The organism is Pedobacter sp. BAL39 (genome assembly GCF_000170795.1).
Classification (GTDB): domain Bacteria; phylum Bacteroidota; class Bacteroidia; order Sphingobacteriales; family Sphingobacteriaceae; genus Pedobacter.
In genome coordinates, this window is sequence record NZ_ABCM01000005.1 from 238,302 (window position 1) to 255,085 (window position 16,784).

At 37.7% G+C, this 16,784-nt stretch carries 16 protein-coding genes and 1 pseudogene; all 17 read right to left on the bottom strand.

Translation table 11 applies throughout. The features are described 5' to 3' along the window. Positions 1 to 10 precede the first annotated feature (10 nt). The 17 genes and pseudogenes from PBAL39_RS09030 to pseB all read right to left on the bottom strand — a co-directional run bounded on the left by PBAL39_RS09030 (position 11) and on the right by pseB (position 16,784). Positions 11 to 1,972 (bottom strand): nucleoside-diphosphate sugar epimerase/dehydratase, encoded by a 1,962-nt coding sequence (locus tag PBAL39_RS09030; RefSeq protein WP_008240555.1) that lies wholly within the window; start codon positions 1,970 to 1,972, stop codon positions 11 to 13. 347 nt (positions 1,973 to 2,319) lie between these two features. Further along, positions 2,320 to 3,252, bottom strand: a complete 933-nt coding sequence (locus PBAL39_RS09035; protein WP_008240558.1) for a glycosyltransferase family 4 protein — start codon at positions 3,250 to 3,252, stop codon at positions 2,320 to 2,322. Beyond that, a pseudogene (gene rfbD / locus PBAL39_RS09040) lies at positions 3,252 to 4,148 on the bottom strand (dTDP-4-dehydrorhamnose reductase); the annotation flags it as partial. The gene PBAL39_RS09035 and the pseudogene rfbD, both read right to left, overlap by 1 nt. A gap of 71 nt (positions 4,149 to 4,219) precedes the next feature. Next, positions 4,220 to 5,332, bottom strand: coding sequence for a GDP-mannose 4,6-dehydratase (gene gmd, locus PBAL39_RS09045; RefSeq protein ID WP_039866357.1), 1,113 nt, complete (start codon positions 5,330 to 5,332; stop codon positions 4,220 to 4,222). 9 nt (positions 5,333 to 5,341) lie between these two features. Beyond that, complete coding sequence (locus PBAL39_RS09050) at positions 5,342 to 6,244, bottom strand: NAD(P)-dependent oxidoreductase (protein ID WP_008240561.1); 903 nt, start codon at positions 6,242 to 6,244, stop codon at positions 5,342 to 5,344. After that, positions 6,241 to 7,032 carry a glycosyltransferase family 2 protein gene (locus tag PBAL39_RS09055; protein WP_008240562.1) on the bottom strand — a complete coding sequence of 264 codons (792 nt, stop codon included), beginning with the start codon at positions 7,030 to 7,032 and terminating at the stop codon, positions 6,241 to 6,243. The genes PBAL39_RS09050 and PBAL39_RS09055 overlap by 4 nt, the downstream gene beginning before the upstream one ends. After that, positions 7,029 to 7,784, bottom strand: coding sequence for a glycosyltransferase family 2 protein (locus PBAL39_RS09060; protein WP_008240563.1), 756 nt, complete (start codon positions 7,782 to 7,784; stop codon positions 7,029 to 7,031). The genes PBAL39_RS09055 and PBAL39_RS09060 overlap by 4 nt, the downstream gene beginning before the upstream one ends. Continuing rightward, positions 7,771 to 8,931 (bottom strand): O-antigen polymerase, encoded by a 1,161-nt coding sequence (locus tag PBAL39_RS25915; protein WP_157273955.1) that lies wholly within the window; start codon positions 8,929 to 8,931, stop codon positions 7,771 to 7,773. Before PBAL39_RS25915 ends, PBAL39_RS09060 begins: the two co-directional genes overlap by 14 nt. Positions 8,932 to 8,935: 4 nt before the next feature. Then, the gene (locus PBAL39_RS09070; RefSeq protein ID WP_008240565.1) at positions 8,936 to 9,727 is read right to left on the bottom strand and encodes a glycosyltransferase family 2 protein; all 792 of its coding nucleotides are present in this window, start codon (positions 9,725 to 9,727) and stop codon (positions 8,936 to 8,938) included. Next, positions 9,720 to 10,034, bottom strand: a complete 315-nt coding sequence (locus PBAL39_RS25175) for a CatB-related O-acetyltransferase (protein WP_157273956.1) — start codon at positions 10,032 to 10,034, stop codon at positions 9,720 to 9,722. Before PBAL39_RS25175 ends, PBAL39_RS09070 begins: the two co-directional genes overlap by 8 nt. Before the next feature lie 346 nt (positions 10,035 to 10,380). Beyond that, positions 10,381 to 11,097 (bottom strand): hypothetical protein, encoded by a 717-nt coding sequence (locus tag PBAL39_RS09080; protein WP_198139801.1) that lies wholly within the window; start codon positions 11,095 to 11,097, stop codon positions 10,381 to 10,383. A 148-nt stretch (positions 11,098 to 11,245) separates the two neighbouring features. Beyond that, complete coding sequence (locus PBAL39_RS09085) at positions 11,246 to 12,499, bottom strand: lipopolysaccharide biosynthesis protein (RefSeq protein ID WP_039866326.1); 1,254 nt, start codon at positions 12,497 to 12,499, stop codon at positions 11,246 to 11,248. A 91-nt stretch (positions 12,500 to 12,590) separates the two neighbouring features. Then, the gene (gene pseF, locus PBAL39_RS09090) at positions 12,591 to 13,280 is read right to left on the bottom strand and encodes a pseudaminic acid cytidylyltransferase (protein WP_008240571.1); all 690 of its coding nucleotides are present in this window, start codon (positions 13,278 to 13,280) and stop codon (positions 12,591 to 12,593) included. Then, positions 13,280 to 13,816, bottom strand: coding sequence for a GNAT family N-acetyltransferase (locus PBAL39_RS09095; protein WP_008240572.1), 537 nt, complete (start codon positions 13,814 to 13,816; stop codon positions 13,280 to 13,282). The genes pseF and PBAL39_RS09095 overlap by 1 nt, the downstream gene beginning before the upstream one ends. Then, positions 13,817 to 14,881 carry an N-acetylneuraminate synthase family protein gene (locus tag PBAL39_RS09100; protein ID WP_039866361.1) on the bottom strand — a complete coding sequence of 355 codons (1,065 nt, stop codon included), beginning with the start codon at positions 14,879 to 14,881 and terminating at the stop codon, positions 13,817 to 13,819. A 1-nt stretch (position 14,882) separates the two neighbouring features. Further along, the gene (locus PBAL39_RS09105; RefSeq protein ID WP_008240575.1) at positions 14,883 to 15,764 is read right to left on the bottom strand and encodes an SDR family oxidoreductase; all 882 of its coding nucleotides are present in this window, start codon (positions 15,762 to 15,764) and stop codon (positions 14,883 to 14,885) included. Between the two features lie 3 nt (positions 15,765 to 15,767). After that, positions 15,768 to 16,784, bottom strand: a complete 1,017-nt coding sequence (gene pseB / locus PBAL39_RS09110) for a UDP-N-acetylglucosamine 4,6-dehydratase (inverting) (RefSeq protein WP_008240576.1) — start codon at positions 16,782 to 16,784, stop codon at positions 15,768 to 15,770.

The following is a 16,784-nucleotide window of genomic DNA, read 5'->3' on the forward strand; positions in this document are numbered from 1 at the left end:
AAATAATTTACTAATCCTCGTTACTTGCAGGCATCTCTTCCGGAACAAGGTCGAGCTCTTCAAAAATGGAATTTTTGCTGCGAAATTCGGGAACGATTGTTTTCATTTGTTGAACCACCTTAGTCACATTGTTTACAACAGCATGTTTTTGCAACAATGACATGTGCTCCTGAACATCATCAAAATTATACTCCCGTACTTTACCTATCATTATTTTTTCATGATGTGTAGGCAAGGTGTTTTCATTATCATTCAATAACTCTTCAAAAAGTTTCTCCCCTGGGCGTAATCCGGAATAGGTGATTTTAATATCCTCATTAGGAATTAAACCTGCCAATCGGATCATTTTCTTCGCAAGCTCGACGATCTTAACCGACTTACCCATATCGAAAACGAATATTTCGCCACCTTTCCCCATGCAACCTGCTTCAAGCACCAGACGACAAGCTTCCGGAATAGTCATGAAAAACCTGGTAATTTCCGGATGGGTTACTGTTACAGGTCCACCTTTTTCAATTTGCTGCTTAAACCTGGGTATTACTGATCCATTTGAGCCCAGAACATTACCAAACCGGGTAGTGATGAATTTCGTAATGGGTTTTACATCGAGCTCGTTTATATAACTCAAGCCATTACTAAAAATATGATTTTTATGATGCAGGGAATTGTTGAGCGACTGAACGTAAATTTCTGCTATACGCTTAGAAGCACCCATTACATTTGTAGGATTTACCGCTTTATCTGTAGAAATCATTACAAACTTCTGAACTCCATATTTCACCGATTTATCGGCAATTACTTTGGTTCCGATGACGTTTGTTTTAATAGCTTCTGCCGGATTATCCTCCATTAAGGGTACATGCTTGTAAGCGGCGGCATGATATACATAATGAGGTCTGTAGGTTTCAAAGAGTGACTCCATCCGTTTCTCATCCTTAACATCCCCGATGAAAGCATGGAAGTTGGTATTTGCATGAGATTCTTCCAGCTCGAGATAAATGTTATGTAACGCGGTTTCACTTTGATCGCAAAGAATAATCAGGCCTGTTTCAAATTTCAGTAGCTGACGGACAATTTCACTGCCTATGGATCCTGCAGCACCAGTAATCAAAATTCTCTTATCCTTTAGCTGTTTTTGAATCCCATCTATATCAATCTGGATGGGTTTTCTATTAAGCAAATCTTCAATATTCAGATTTTGAATTTGCGCTGTAGTTACATGACCTTTCGCCCAGACTTCAGGCGAGGGGATATTTAATACCTTTACATCATTTTCCAGACAGATATCCACCACGTGCTCTCTTCGTTCCGAGGGCAACGTATAGGATGCCAGAATAATTTCATCTACTTCATGATCAACAATCAGGCGCTCCAGCTCAGCAGCATCAAGAATCTTGATTCCGTCAATGGTTTTTCCAACTTTACGGACATCGTCATCCACAAAGGCGATAATATTCTTATTTACCTTTGCATCGTGATCAAATGTTCTCTTCGTAGCTACTCCGGCTTCTCCAGCGCCATAAATAATGACCCTTATTTTATCCAGTGTAGAATTCTTAATGTACATAAAAAAGTACTTAACGATCACCCGATAGGTAATCAGAAACAAGAAGCTGAATAATGAATAAATAATGATGGTAACATTACTGGCAAACGATCCAAGATTAAAAACGATAAACAGTGCATTTGTAAAAAAGTATACCAGGGAGCTCAGTAAGATGGAGAAAAGAATTCTGAAAGAATCCTGGGCACTTGTGTACCGAACAATACCCGCAAATGTTTTGATGTTATAGAAAACCATCGAATTTACAATCACAAGAACAACAATAGCCTTATAAAGTGCTAAAGTATTGATGTCTTCAATGATGAAATTATTCTTTAAGATTTTCGCAAAAACAAGAGCAATGATACATAGACAGATGTCAATTGTAAAGATTATCCAGCGCGAAACAATATCCAGTTTAGTAAACATAGTCGTTTGTGAGCATTTCAGCCAAAATTAACAATATAAAAACTAAAAAATAACCTTCTCTAAAAGAGATGAAATAATTTATCATCTTTAACGCCCCTATCAATCTCAATGCTACATTCAGCAACTCATTGTAACAAAAAAGTTAGCTACATCAGATAGCTTTAAGCTCAATATTCAACTGCGCATTCACGATTATACAACAATAATGCCCAACTGAATAAAATGAATAGGAAAGGAAACAATTTAGGAGAAAAAGTAAACAAAAGACTGGACATCTTTACTGACAAGAAAAATTAACACATCTCAAAAAAATGTACAAATCAGCCCCAATGTCACCGGTTTTACGCTTACTTCATCAAAATGGGTTTAAAAATCAGATAAATGGCCACTAATGGTATTAAAATAATTGCACTCAATATAAAGACATCAATTTTTAAGAAAACAACAATTGCGATGACTGTTAATTGTACAACTGCGTACATCAATGAAACCAGTAAATGAGGTATTTTTTGCTCATTTGCAAGTAACTGATAAAAGTGGAGGCGGTGCGCCTCAAAAATATTTTGTCTTAGATACAAGCGGTGGATAATCGTTAAGACAGCATCAACACCATATACGGCTAAAAAAAGTATATACCTATAATCAGCAGCTTTCAAAATTAAAATAATCAAGAGCGTGACAATCCAGAATGCAATGGATACACTTCCAACATCGCCAGCGAAACATCTCGCTTCTTCTAAAATGAAGAATAAGAAAACCAATGATGCCAGAATAGGTAACCAAATCAAATCTGGATTGACGAATGATACTACACGATAGTTTACAAACTGAACTCCAAAAAGCAAGACCAGACTGTACAGGCCGGTGATGCCATTGATTCCGTCCATAAAATTATAAGCGTTTATAATCCCAATCATCAAGATATATAACAAAGGAATTACCCACCATGGATACGCGTTAAATACATTGGCGGACCACAATGATAAAGTCACTGCAATCAGATGAAACAGGATTCTCAATTTACTGGATAAAGTAATCCTGTCGTCAATGAAACTAATCACACCAATAATGAATAACCCCGATATAAACATCCAATACGCCGGATGCATTACCAGCGCAACCAACGCTGCAAACAGATAAATAACCCCTCCCCCTCTGATTGTCAACACAGTATGGGAACTTCTTTCATTCGGACGGTCAACGATGTTATAATGATCAGCTACTTGAAAGTAAAAATACATTACAAGAAAGAAGAGAGGAAGAAAAAGCAGATAAAACATCAGGAAATTTTATTCAATTCTTCAATACATTTTACAAGACTATCTCTCCAGTATGGGATCTGAAGTTCAAAAGTACTTTTAATTTTTGTTTTGTCCATTACTGAATACATTGGGCGTTTGGCTTTCGTAGGATAGGCAGAAGTATAAATTGGATTCAACTTGATCTTTATTTGACTAATGTCAAATATCGCTTTCGCAAAATCATACCAGGAGGCGACCCCTTCATTACTGTAATGATAAACGCCATATTTATGATGATTCAGCTTAACAATATCGATTATTGTATTCGCCAGATCAATCGCATAAGTCGGAGTTCCAGCCTGATCAACAATTACTCCGAGTTCTGTTCTCTCCGAGGCCAGGCGCTTCATTGTTTTCATAAAATTATTGCCAATTTCGGAATAAAGCCAGCTTGTCCGGATGATAATGTGCTCATTTAATAGCCTTGCGATTCCAAGTTCACCATCAAGTTTAGTCCGTCCATAGACATTAATTGGATTAGTCGGAGATTCTTCATTCAGCAAATGCGGTATATTTCCCTCAAATACAAAGTCGGTGGAAATGTGTATTAAGGTTGCTTTTATTTCTTGACAATATTTTGCAAGGTTAATGGAACCAGTTTTATTGATAAGTTCGCACAAATCCCTTTCATTCTCTGCTTGATCAACAGCAGTATACGCCGCACAATTGATCACATATTCAGGATTTTCACGATGAAACAACAAAGACAAAGATATTTCGTCTAAAATATCTCCTTCTTCTTGACTTAAAAACAGAAACATTTCGATCATGTTTCTTTCCTGAGCAACTTTAGCCAGACATTGTCCAAGTTGTCCTTTACCTCCAAATACTAAAATTCTTTTCATAAGTTCGAAATTTTGAAACTTTAACAATTCTTTTCCGGCACTATTTTGGACTAATCTCCGGCTAAATCAGGTTTTGCTAATGATCTTTGATAACCAGAAGATTATTCAAATTGATTTTTAACGGAATATCCTGCTGCCTTAAGCATTAACTCTTTTCTGAAATGGTCTACGTCAGAGGCCATCATTTCATTCACCAGAGCATTTAAATCGTACTTCGGCGTCCATCCCAGTTTGGTCTTAGATTTCGTAGGATCACCTATCAGCAGGTCAACTTCGGTAGGCCTGAAATAAGCGGGATCGACAACAACAACTTCCTTACCGATTTCTACCTGAAATTCAGAATTTGTGCAGGATTTCACGTACCCCCTTTCATCTGCACCTTCACCAGTAAATTCTATTTCGATGCCGACTTGCGCAAAGGACATCTTAACAAAATCTCTTACTGTTGTTGTTACACCGGTTGCGATCACATAATCTTCTGGCTGTTCCTGCTGCAGGATGAGCCACATTGCTTCCACATAATCTTTCGCATGTCCCCAGTCTCTGCGTGCATCAAGATTTCCAAGATAAAGTTTATCCTGAAGACCGAGGGCGATTTTAGAGACCCCACGGGTAATCTTTCGGGTTACAAATGTTTCTCCTCTTAATGGGCTTTCATGATTAAATAAAATCCCGTTACAGGCAAACATATTGTAGGCTTCGCGATAGTTTACTGTGATCCAATAGGCATACATTTTGGCTACCGCATAGGGTGACCTTGGATAGAATGGCGTACTTTCGGATTGAGGCACTGCTTGTACCAGACCGTACAGTTCCGAGGTCGATGCCTGATAAATTCTGGTTTTCTTTTCCAGACCTAGAATACGAATTGCTTCTAATAACCGTAATGTTCCGATCCCATCAGCATTTGCGGTATATTCTGGAGTATCAAAACTAACCTTTACGTGACTCATTGCCCCTAAGTTGTAAATCTCATCGGGTTGAACTTCCTGAACAATCCGGATCAGATTAGTAGAATCACTCAAATCTCCATAATGAAGTTTGAAACGAACATTCGCTTCGTGAGGATCCTGATATAAATGGTCAATTCGATCTGTATTGAATAAAGAGCTTCTTCGTTTAATTCCATGTACTTCGTAACCTTTTTTTAACAGCAAATCTGCGAGGTAGGCTCCGTCCTGGCCGGTAATACCTGTTATCAGGGCTTTTTTCATCATTATTTCTTATAAATCGTCAATTGTAAAATTCTTTAACACTTCTCTAGGCTGCCATCCCAGCATTTTTCGTGCCTTTGTATCATCAAAGGTTAGGTCAGACTGGATTTTTTTTAGCTTAAGTGAATTGATGGGTGCGCTATTCCCCAGAAAATCCCCGACCTTAGCAGCCAGCCGGGCTATCCAAAGTGGCATATTCAACACCGTCGTCCTATTTATCTGATCGGATATGACCTTCGAAAGTTCACAAAAGGCAGGATGATATCCATCCGTCAGGTTATATATGCCACCGACATCTTTTACCCTGTTTAGAATCCGAGCGACATCGTCAGCCAAAACCATGCTTTTTTTAGCCTTACCGCCGGCTATATTAAAATAATAGCCTGACCTGATACCCCTGATCATAGCGCCAAGATTCCCCGGAGGATTACTTCCCGCTAATAAAGGCAAACGGAGAATTGAGCAGGTTACGTTATTTCTGGCGCACCACTCTATTGCCAATATTTCCGATTGAATCTTGCTCATCCCATAGGCATCATTGGCCTTTAGTGGCCAATCTTCAGGAATGTTATTTCCCGATTCCAGACCATATACAGAAACTGAACTAATAAATACAAATGATTTTGGCAGGTATCCTGATTTATCAATAGCAGCCAGGAGATGCCTTGTCCCAGCCACATTTACATCAAAGAAAGACTTCTTTTCAGCTGCTGTTTTAGGTACAGAGTGCGCCTTACCCGCAGCATGAACTACCAAATCAAATTCCGAAGAAATTACAGGTACTTTGGTAGACAGATCACATGTAATATCCTCATCCTGCCCACGGCCTAGACGAACAACTTTATCCTGATGAAAGGTATGAACAATGTATTTACCTAAAAACCCGGATGCGCCTGTCAATAATATATTCATGACTTTTTGGTTTTAAACCACCCCCATTTATTGAAGTAAATGAATGCACCATGAATAGAATACCAAGTAAGTTTCCAGTTCTTATGAGATCCCTTGGCAAAATGGTGATATACGATCGCTTCCGGATAATATGCCGTTTTGGAATGCTGAAGAAATCTTCTTGTCAGATCAGCATCTTCAATGTACATAAAAATCCTATCATCAAATAAGCCTACCTTCTTTAATGTATTTGTTCTTAGAAACATAAAACAACCCGATAAATACGGAATGTTATATATAATTTCATTGTAGTCTTTATCCTTGTATTCGTAACGATCCATGCGTTCTTTGAAATACTTCTTCAGAAAAGATGGCATAAATCTCCTTGCAAACAAATCAAAGACCGTTGGATTAGTCTTACAGAGATATTGAATAGAATTATCCGGATACAATACTTTTGGCATCACATGCCCTGTTTCCAGATCAGATTCCATAAATGCATAGAGCTTTTCCAAAGTGCCTTCTGCAAAATAAATATCAGGATTGAGAACCAGATGATACATTGAATCCAGGTCAAAAGCTTTTAAAATTGCAATATTATGTGCAGCTCCGAAGCCCGGGTTTGTAGGATTAAATATATATTCTACGCGGTCATCATCATATAAATTCCTTAAATCATCTGTAGGAGAATTATCAACCAAAAATAATCTAACGCGCAAATCAGTACGAAGGAAGCTGTCGATTGTTTCTGATAAAACCAATCGGTCATTCTTGTACAAAACAATTGCAGCGGTTATTTGATATGTCATCTAAAAATCTTAATTAAGTGTTTAAAACTTGAGTAAATCATTAAAAAAGGCAGCAGGGCATACACCGTCTTTTTTGTCTTGGCAGCCGATACATACATCTTCATCTCTCCTTTTCTCATTTTCCATTTATTGCCACTAAGCCCGCCGACAGATAACTGTGGTCTGGATAAAAGGGTCAGATAACAGTCTAACATCATGACCTGATAACGGTTACTCAAACGGATCAGCAATTCATGATCTTCTGTATATCGCATGACCTCATTAAAGCGAAATGGTATATTTCGCTTAACAACGAGGCAGGAAGTATTAAAATAATTCCGGAACAGGATGTTCCAGAATTTCAATTCAGTGGCATTTACAACTTCTGGACGCATGGAAAACAACCCGAAGTCGTCGGTGTAACGATGTCCTAAGACATCGGTCTTATTCTCTTTTAAATAAGAATTGATCAGGCTTAATTTTTCCGTATGCCAAATATCATCTGAGTCCAGAAAAGCAACGTATTCACCGGTAGCATTTTCCCATCCGATATTTCTCGTGGATGAAACACCTTTATTCTTGTCAGAGCGAAAAATTCTCAACCTTTCATCACTAACTGCACCCGTTAATACTTTAATGGATTCGTCAACACTATAGTCATCCACTACAATGATCTCAAAATCAGAAAAAGACTGATTGAGACAGGAGTTTATAGTTTCAACTATAGTCTTTGATGCATTAAAGACAGGGATAACAATACTAAACCTGGTCATCTTTGAATTTAACTTTGGTACCTATAAAATAATGTAATATCATCTGGAAAATAAAAACCAGGTTCGAAAAGAAATCTACAAACACTGAAAACAGGATATTATGAAGGAGCACAACAATTATAAATATCCATTTGATATTCACGTTTTTTCTCGTGGCCTTAACGTATACCAAGCTGAAGATCGTACCCAAAACGAAGTAAAATAAAATAGACCCCCAATATCCGAACGCGCCCAGGTAATTCGGAAACATGCTGGATACATTCAGATACTGATTTACAAGTTTAAAGTCAAATATATTCTCCTTTTCAAAAATCATGTTCCTTATAAATGATGGAAAGAATGAAGACAAGACATAAGAAGGGTTGAAAGCAAAACCGGGATATTTATCAATATTAAAGTTCACATTATTAAGTGGCGATGTGACATAAATATATACCCAAAGGAACCCGGATGGAAGAAAAGCTGGATAATCATCTGAAGGCTGCGCTAAGTTAATAAACATTAAGGAATCGCCTGCTCTCAAATCACCCACAAACCCAAATAAGAATACGACACACAAAGCAACCAAGGCAATGGTAAAGACAGTTTTTGCCTTAAATTTATTTAGAAAAATATAAGTCAAAACAGCCTGTACAGACATACTCATAAAAACCTGCCTGGTCACAAGTAAGATAGGCCAGCATAAACAGAACAGGAAAAACCAAAGGTATTTTTTGTTCCTGGTTGTCAAAAACAAATAAAAAAAGTAGTTGGACAGCGCGATAATCATAGCGTTTAAAAGTCCATGAAGACTTGGAATTCCCCACTCCGTATATGCACCGGCTCCGATACCAAGAAGTGCCAATAAGGGCAGGGATCTGAAGTAAGCAATCTCCACCAAAGTCAAAGACAGCCATATAAAGAATACTATTTTAAGCACCTTATTTATTCCGATATTACTGAAATAAGTGGTTTTTCCGTCCCATTTTTTTGTAATAGAAATCACAAACAGATATGAGGCTGCAAAAGACGAACAACTTAGTCCGATATAAAGTAAGGTAGAATTACTCAATACAGTAAGGAGTTTACTATACTGTAACGAATACAGGACCAGAACAAATAACCAGGTCAAAATAAAAAATACAATAGGATTTCTAATATTTACCATCTCATCAGGATTGCTCAATTCGATTCTTTAAAGACCTTATTTTATGAAATAATGATTCTGGAAAGACATAGAGCAGGGCTCTCTTTGTATAATCTTTCATGGCTCCGTAACCGTAAAAGATATAGGCCCATACCTTATCATCAACCTTTCCTTTTTGCATTGAGATTCTGAATTTCTCTCTTCTAGTTGCAGGCAAATCACTACTAACCCCCCCCATTAGAATCCGGGATACCACAAGATCGACATATTTGCATTTCCCCCGTTTTACAAAATCATAAATTAAGTTATGGTCCGCACTCAATTTATACGACAAATCGAAATTAGGATGCAAGCGCCGTCTAATGAAAACTGATTGGTGACATAGGGCATTGAGGTTTATTTTAATTCTATTAGTCTTAATAGACACCTCGTATACATCATCTTCATCAAATAAAGAAACATTTCCATAGATCAGTTCTACATCCTGCCCCAGCGGCCTATCAAAGATTTCTGAAACTATTTGATCATTAAAGAACATATCACCAGCATTCATGAATATAATCCATTCACCTGTTGCTTTTGATAGCCCTTTATTCATGGCATCAAATATGCCTTTATCGGGTTCGGAAACAATGGTTTGAATAGAAGAATCAAATTTCTTTATAATATCTATCGTTCCGTCGTTTGAATTTCCATCTATAATGATGTACTCAATACGCTCGTACGTTTGATTCAGAACACTTTTAATCGTATCCTCAATAATGCCCGAACCGTTATAAACAACCGTTACGACGGAGATAATTGGCTTCCTATTCATGCTCTTTGTAAAATTTATCAATAAACTTATCTACATCGAAAAACATAGTCTCCACATACTCCAGGTCCTTGGTATTCCAATCCCACCATTTAATGGCTAAAAATTTTTGGATTTGGTCCGAACTAAATCTGTATCTGATGATCTTGGCAGGCACGCCACCAGCAATGGCATAAGGGGGTACGTCATCCTTTACCACTGCACCCGCTGCAATTATTGCTCCATCGCCAACAGATACACCATCGAGGATCACCACATTGGCTCCTATAAAAACGTCATGGCCAATGCTAATCGGTTCTCGTTCGTTCATCTTTGCTGTTTTGGAAAAGGTCCTTCCATTCTGCTCTGCTAAGGAATAGAACATGGGTGAGGTCGTAATCGTTTCGACAGGATGGATTCCCCAGCCACATAGTAAATTTGGTCCGATTGAACAGAATTTACCAATTACAGTCTCCGATATCCAGGAATTCTGGGATATGTAAGTACCATATCCGACCTTAACGTTCTTAACATGATATGGAGAATACAGCTTCGATCCAGGATCAATACATGAATCCTTTGCAACATCACTAATATACGCCCATGACATTCTACGTATAAAAAATGATTTTATAAAGCCTAGTGAGTTAGATATTGGCCAAAACTTCATATTTGTATTATAATTTTTTTCTTGGGAATGCATCAATATATGAACCCTCCGTACAATTATAAATCTTTACCCCTTTATGCAAGGCAAAATTCTGCATTTTATGGTATCCCAGAAAAGTTCTGGACAAATCTATAAGAATCTCATGCATCTTATAAATCCCCCCTGCTATCTTCTTCCAAGGCAACAACTTAACATCCTGGTTATCATCATAAAAATGTTTATCAAGCAGACACACCTCATTCTCTGCATTTACTCTTAATTCCTCCAACCAGGAATGAGCGGCCCCCAGTAAGTTTACCTCTTTGAAACCAGCAAGGATTGATGCAAAAACGGCTAGAACCAGTACATTTTGAATATGAGGGGCACCATAACCACTTTCATAAACAGAATAATCAAGTCTTGTGTCAGTATCAAATGTAGACAGATTAAAGTAATAAACATGTATATTGGGTTTGTCCTTAAAAAAAGCAACAAACCTTTTTGCGGCAGCATAAGGGATTATAATATCCAGTTCCCAATCTGTAGTATTCTTTATTAGCTCTAATACGGAAGTACCCCTATCCTGAAATTCATGACTAATACTGGTATCCCAGAATGTTGGATCAGCGAAGACATAGTACCTCGGCCTGATCTCCTGATATTCCGAACTCAGGGCGAAAAAATTAACAACAAATACGGCCTCATTCCGGATTCCTTCTGCGGCAAGATTGAGTTCTGTACGCAAAGTGGGTCCATTGCCAAGTATGTAACAAACATCTCCTGTTTTATTCAGGACGGAAATATTAGGACGTGTATAACCTTTGTAAAGGGTAACCGCAACCTGGCGCAGAATTTTTCGGATGATGTGATAATATTTAGTCATATTCCATTTATTATTTTTGCAGCCTTGGACTTAACCAGGGCATAGGATACATTTTAATTGCAATACTTGCGACAACTAAAGCAAATAAAAAGAAGGAGATAAAGGTGGCATAAGCCGCTCCGAGTATTCCAAATTTATGAATCAGCACATAATTTAACACGAGGTTGAATACGATGTTAATAATGGAAATGTAGGCAAAAACCTTTGTCTTTTTTAAGTAAGAAATGTAATTCGTGAATGCCAGATAACAACCAAAAAAGAAACAGCTAAAAGAAATCCATGGGATTAATTTTAATCCATCATGAAATTTTTCATTTATGAACCATCTGAAAATCAATGGAGAAGTCAATGATAAACCTAGCGTCAAGCCAAATAAGACCAACAAATAAACGTACGTAATTTTCACTACTCTCTCCTTACTCTGAGCCGTATTTTCTTTTAACAATTCAAGAAAGTTAGGAACCCATGCATTATTGAAAGCCAGGGCAATCATAAGAATGACACTACCCAGATTATATGCCAAGCTATAAATACCCAATTCATCATTGCCCGCTATTTTAGAAATAAATATACGATCAGCAAGATTAATGATTACAAATCCAATCGCATGGGGAATCATAGGAAGTCCATATTTAAGGACATCTTTAATCAATGGTTTCTTTATACCCTTTACTAAAAAACCCTGCTTCTGTAATGTGTATAATCCGACTAAGAAATAGATGATACAAACGGCATACTGACTATACAATCTGCCAACGTAATTCAGCTTCAATAAAACCACAAACACTAAAGCCAGGATCAGATTCAGAAATGTATTTGAAAAGCTATATATAGCATAGCCTATTGCATTTTTTTCAACCCTATATATCAACAGGTTGACCGTTTTCACGGATTCCATAAAGCAGACAACCGGCACCATAATCAACCATATCTGAGGAACAGAAAACTCAGCAGACAGCATATTTCCCCCCAATAGTATAATGACGAATACAGAAAGAAAAGATAGAAATGATACAAATAAGCCCGATGATATATATCCCGGAAGATTATTAAAATTATTCTTGAAATATTCAATGCTAATCGCCCCATCGATACTAAACAAGACTAGAGGTGTAACAAAGCTGACTATTGTTGCAATAAGAGATAAAACACCATAATCATCAGGAGTAAGATAATTGGTAAAGACTGGTATTAACAGAAAATTAACGGCCTGAGTAAAAAAGAAGCCTAGGGTATATATAGAAAAGGATTTTAATAACTGCATGCTGGATTTCTGTTAGGAATTTTATAACCACATCATGTGGAGACCAGAGCAAATTCCGATGCTCGGATCATAGACTTTTTAAGCAGATCTGCTAGCTTTTAAGCAGTTTATATTTTAACTCTGCCAATTTTAAATCGACCATATTATCAATATCCTGAACTTCAATCTCCTGCAATTCAAGCCCAAAACTCTTATTCATATATAATTTTCTTTGATCCTTGAGTTGGTTTGTATTGAACCAATACCATTGCCCAGCGTCGTGATATAATTTCTTAAGATCCTGAGAACGTGAATTATAATATTCGGGCCATTCCATGGCCACCTGATTGTGAGCATCCAGAGTAATGGCGCGCCAAACAGGATAGCTGAATGAAACAACAGGAAAAACAGAATCATACTGCTGATTACATAATAACTCAAATCCTTTTTCTAATTGTGGTAGCTGAGCTAAAGGTGCAGTCGGGTAAATGCAACACCCATATTCAAAAAAGCGATGATTCACCTCATAGGCCTCAAGAACTTCAATCAAAACATCAGCAGTAGTCGCGTAATCATCAGAATTTTGAGGAGATCTGAAAAAAGGAACCTTAGCGCCATATTTAATAGCTATATCGGCAATTTCAGCATCATCGGTAGATACCATAACTTCACTGAAAAGACCGCTGCTTAAAGCAGTCTCAATTGAATGTGCTATCATAGGCCTTCCACAGAAATCGATGATGTTTTTTCTGGGGATCCGCTTACTGCCGCCTCTTGCCGGAATGATCGCAATTGAACTCATTATCTTAATTTTTTATAGTCCTCAGCTAATAATGAAATGATATTAGAATCCCAGTATCTACCTTGATAAAACGCATTTTGCCGTAGCCTGCCATCTAATGAAAATCCAAAATGTTCTGTAAATAAATCAAATTTGGCTGTATCAAACTCATAAAGTTCCATCCATATTTTATTTAAATTCAACTCTTCAAAACCATATTTAAGCATAGATTCAATAGCATCTGGCGCATAATGCTCATCGACATACAAATCATCCTTGCCGATGTAAAACGAGAAGTCTGCAGATCTTAGAATCCAGTTGATATACAGCAGCCCCCCCACGCCAACTAACTGCTGATCGTGCAAATCAACAATACCAAACATATAATCATTAGAGCTGGCCATTGTTTTATTATACCAGGCTTCCTGATGAAATAGACTAAGCTCTTTATGCTCTCTAAAATTCTTTCGGAAATGCGGTTTATTCCTCCAATCTCTCAACAATAAAAGATCCTCGCGCTCTAATCCTCTAAGACCCGTAAACATTCCTTCTATCATCTATATATGATTTAAAGTTATTTCAGCTCCTTGTTTTAGGTTTTCTTTAAGCACATGACCAATCACCTCATCAATTTTATAAGGCTCCAGACCGTCCGAAGTAATAGGTCTTAAAGGTTCAAGGTCCCCTGCGCTTAGTGTATGTCCTGCAGGAAGATCGGAAGTTAACCTCAAACTTCTCCTTTGGACAATAGCAGATTGCAATTCATTCTCCTCGACTCTTTTTATACCATCTCCAAGTGCCTCATACAATTCGTTCGCACGATCTACCATTTCCCGCCATGCGGCTGGATTTACAGCGAATTTATGGTCCGGCCCGTCCTGATCATTACTATTCGTAAAATGTTTCTCAAAAACCAACGCTCCAAGAGCAACAGCACCTAAAACTGTCGAATGGCTAAATGTATGATCAGATAAGCCCAAAATGGTATCCGGATACTTTGTAGAGAAAGTCTTCAACACGTTCAGATTTGAATATTTGTGTTTATCCTTCTCTACGGTGTAATTTGTATTACACTGCATTAATACGATATCTTTGGTTAATGGCTGTATGGCATTCATCGCTCGCTCAACATCCGGCATATCCGATGCCCCAGTTGCAATCAAAACCGGTTTGTTCTTATTGGCGATGTATTTTATGATCTCAATCCAGGTAATGTCACCTGAGCCAACTTTATACAAATCCACATATTGATCAACATCATCAACAGATTTAAAATCATAAGGACTTGTAAAAAAATCAATTCCTATTTCATCACATCTTTTCTTCAGGATGGGAGTCCAGTCCTGATTGATACTTGCATCTTCGTATACTTCATAGACACTTTTCTTCCAGCTTGCCTGATGCGAAAGCTGTCCACCTAAACTATCAAATCCTACCCTGCTCACAATCTTTGAAGCCTGAAAATGCTGAAATTTAGCAGCATCGGCTCCGGCTTCCTTCGCCATCTCAATTAAATCCAATGCTTTTTGGAGATCTCCATCATGATTAGCACCTATATCAGCTACAAAATAGAGCGGATGTCCTTGTCCAATAGTTCTTGTACCAAATTTTATAGTATTCATATTATTCATTTAGATCATTTTTTAAAGTAAGAAAACCATGACTTAAAGTCAGATCAACCCCCTTAAGTACAGACTTTAGTTTACGATTATTTAATGATGTATTCAATGGTCTCTTTAACAACTCATCTTCTACATTCATAGACATCGGCTGAATTTTCTTTTCATTCAGTCCAAACATACGGGCCAACTGAATAATAAATTCAAACTTCGAAATGTGTCCATCACAAGACGCATTATAGATACCTGGAGGAATACCCTCACATATGATTTTTTTAATAATATTTGTGAGTTGTCCAATATATAAAGGGTTAAAAATCACATTATCATACCCATTGATTGCTCTGCCCTCGCTTAACTCTTTGTAAGCCCACTCAAAGAGTGAATTTCTCATCGGGTTGCTGGCGCCATAGATATTCGTTCTCAAGACTATAAAATCTCCTACTGATGAAGTGACGACATGTTCTCCCTTTAATTTGGACAGCGCATAATTATTCAGAGGATGCGTCTGATCAGTCTCGGTATAATTTCCTTTACTTCCGTCAAAAACAGAATCGGTAGAAATATAGATGAATCTATCAAAGCTCAGATTGCTAGTCAGTAAAGAAGTTGAAGTAACATTGGCCAACTCAGCAACCGCCCAATCCTTCTCACAAAGGCTAAGGTTTACCTCTGCAGCGCAATGGACAATCACATCAAAATGTATATTTTTAAACCTTGTATAGGATTCCAAAACAGTTAAATCTCCAATCATATACTCTTGGGGTATGTTCTCAGAAGCAGCAGTTCTGCTGGCACCATACAACTCTACCATGTCCATAGACAGTAGGCTTTGCTTGATATGGCCTCCCAACATGCCGTTTATGCCTGTTATCAGAATCTTCATCTACTAGGATTGAAAATCGGCATCAACATGTTCTCTAATCAGGGCACGCAAGGTATCAACCGTTTCCCACTCAGTATTATCCCCGGAGTTATAAGCAAAACCCTGAGGAACCAGGACAGCGTTGAATTTCTTCTTAAAATCGTCTATTTTCCATTTATGCGTAGCTGGCAATATGGTATAGTATTTCCCTAAATCGTAGGTATAAAAAGAGTCTGAAGGAGTGATCATTTCCTCATGAACCTTTTCGCCAGGCCTTATCCCTACAACCTCCTGTTCGCAATCAGGCCCGATAGCTGTAGCTACATCAGTAATCTTATAAGAAGGAATTTTTGGGATAAAAATCTCACCTCCCCAGGCATTGTCCAAGGCATGCATTACCATATCAACTCCGCCTTGTAATGAGATATTAAACCTCGTCATGTTAACATCTGTAATTGGTAGTTTACCCTCACCTTTTTTCTTTATAAAAAAGGGAATTACGGATCCATTTGATCCCATAACATTTCCATACCTTACTACAGAAAAGACAATTGGGTTGTCACCTTTTATATTGTTGGCCGCAATAAAAAGCTTGTCGGAGGTAAGTTTTGTAGCACCGTATAAGTTAATGGGTGCACAGGCTTTATCAGTTGACAGCGCTACCACACGTTGGATATTAGTTTCAAAACAGGCATCGATAACATTCTGCGCGCCCATTACATTCGTTTTGATACATTCATCAGGATTATATTCCGCAATAGGAACGTGCTTCATAGCCGCAGCATGTATGATATAGTCGACACCTTTGAAAGCCCTAATCAATCTTTCTCTATCCCTCACATCACCAATAAAAAATCTCAACTGAGGATAGACTGAGGATGGAAATTCTTGTGCCATTTGGAACTGCTTCTGCTCATCACGAGAAAATATAATGATACGTCTTACATTGGAGTGATTCTTCAAAATTTCCTTGGTCAATGCCTTTCCCAACGACCCCGTTCCTCCTGTTATTAAAATACTTTTATTTTCTAAATCTAACAT

What these genes read in the sequence shown, in the direction of transcription:
- pseF (WP_008240571.1), bottom strand. Translation starts at nt 13,280, where the DNA reads ATGAGTTCAATTGCGATCATTCCGGCAAGAGGCGGCAGTAAGCGGATC.
- PBAL39_RS09055 (WP_008240562.1), bottom strand. Translation starts at nt 7,032, where the DNA reads ATGACATATCAAATAACCGCTGCAATTGTTTTGTACAAGAATGACCGA.
- PBAL39_RS09050 (WP_008240561.1), bottom strand. Translation starts at nt 6,244, where the DNA reads ATGAATATATTATTGACAGGCGCATCCGGGTTTTTAGGTAAATACATT.
- PBAL39_RS09030 (WP_008240555.1), bottom strand. Translation starts at nt 1,972, where the DNA reads ATGTTTACTAAACTGGATATTGTTTCGCGCTGGATAATCTTTACAATT.
- gmd (WP_039866357.1), bottom strand. Translation starts at nt 5,332, where the DNA reads ATGAAAAAAGCCCTGATAACAGGTATTACCGGCCAGGACGGAGCCTAC.
- PBAL39_RS09100 (WP_039866361.1), bottom strand. Translation starts at nt 14,881, where the DNA reads ATGAATACTATAAAATTTGGTACAAGAACTATTGGACAAGGACATCCG.
- PBAL39_RS09060 (WP_008240563.1), bottom strand. Translation starts at nt 7,784, where the DNA reads ATGACCAGGTTTAGTATTGTTATCCCTGTCTTTAATGCATCAAAGACT.
- PBAL39_RS09085 (WP_039866326.1), bottom strand. Translation starts at nt 12,499, where the DNA reads ATGCAGTTATTAAAATCCTTTTCTATATATACCCTAGGCTTCTTTTTT.
- PBAL39_RS25175 (WP_157273956.1), bottom strand. Translation starts at nt 10,034, where the DNA reads ATGAACGAACGAGAACCGATTAGCATTGGCCATGACGTTTTTATAGGA.
- PBAL39_RS25915 (WP_157273955.1), bottom strand. Translation starts at nt 8,931, where the DNA reads ATGGTAAATATTAGAAATCCTATTGTATTTTTTATTTTGACCTGGTTA.
- PBAL39_RS09105 (WP_008240575.1), bottom strand. Translation starts at nt 15,764, where the DNA reads ATGAAGATTCTGATAACAGGCATAAACGGCATGTTGGGAGGCCATATC.
- PBAL39_RS09070 (WP_008240565.1), bottom strand. Translation starts at nt 9,727, where the DNA reads ATGAATAGGAAGCCAATTATCTCCGTCGTAACGGTTGTTTATAACGGT.
- pseB (WP_008240576.1), bottom strand. Translation starts at nt 16,784, where the DNA reads ATGTTAGATTTAGAAAATAAAAGTATTTTAATAACAGGAGGAACGGGG.
- PBAL39_RS09095 (WP_008240572.1), bottom strand. Translation starts at nt 13,816, where the DNA reads ATGATAGAAGGAATGTTTACGGGTCTTAGAGGATTAGAGCGCGAGGAT.
- PBAL39_RS09035 (WP_008240558.1), bottom strand. Translation starts at nt 3,252, where the DNA reads ATGTTTTATCTGCTTTTTCTTCCTCTCTTCTTTCTTGTAATGTATTTT.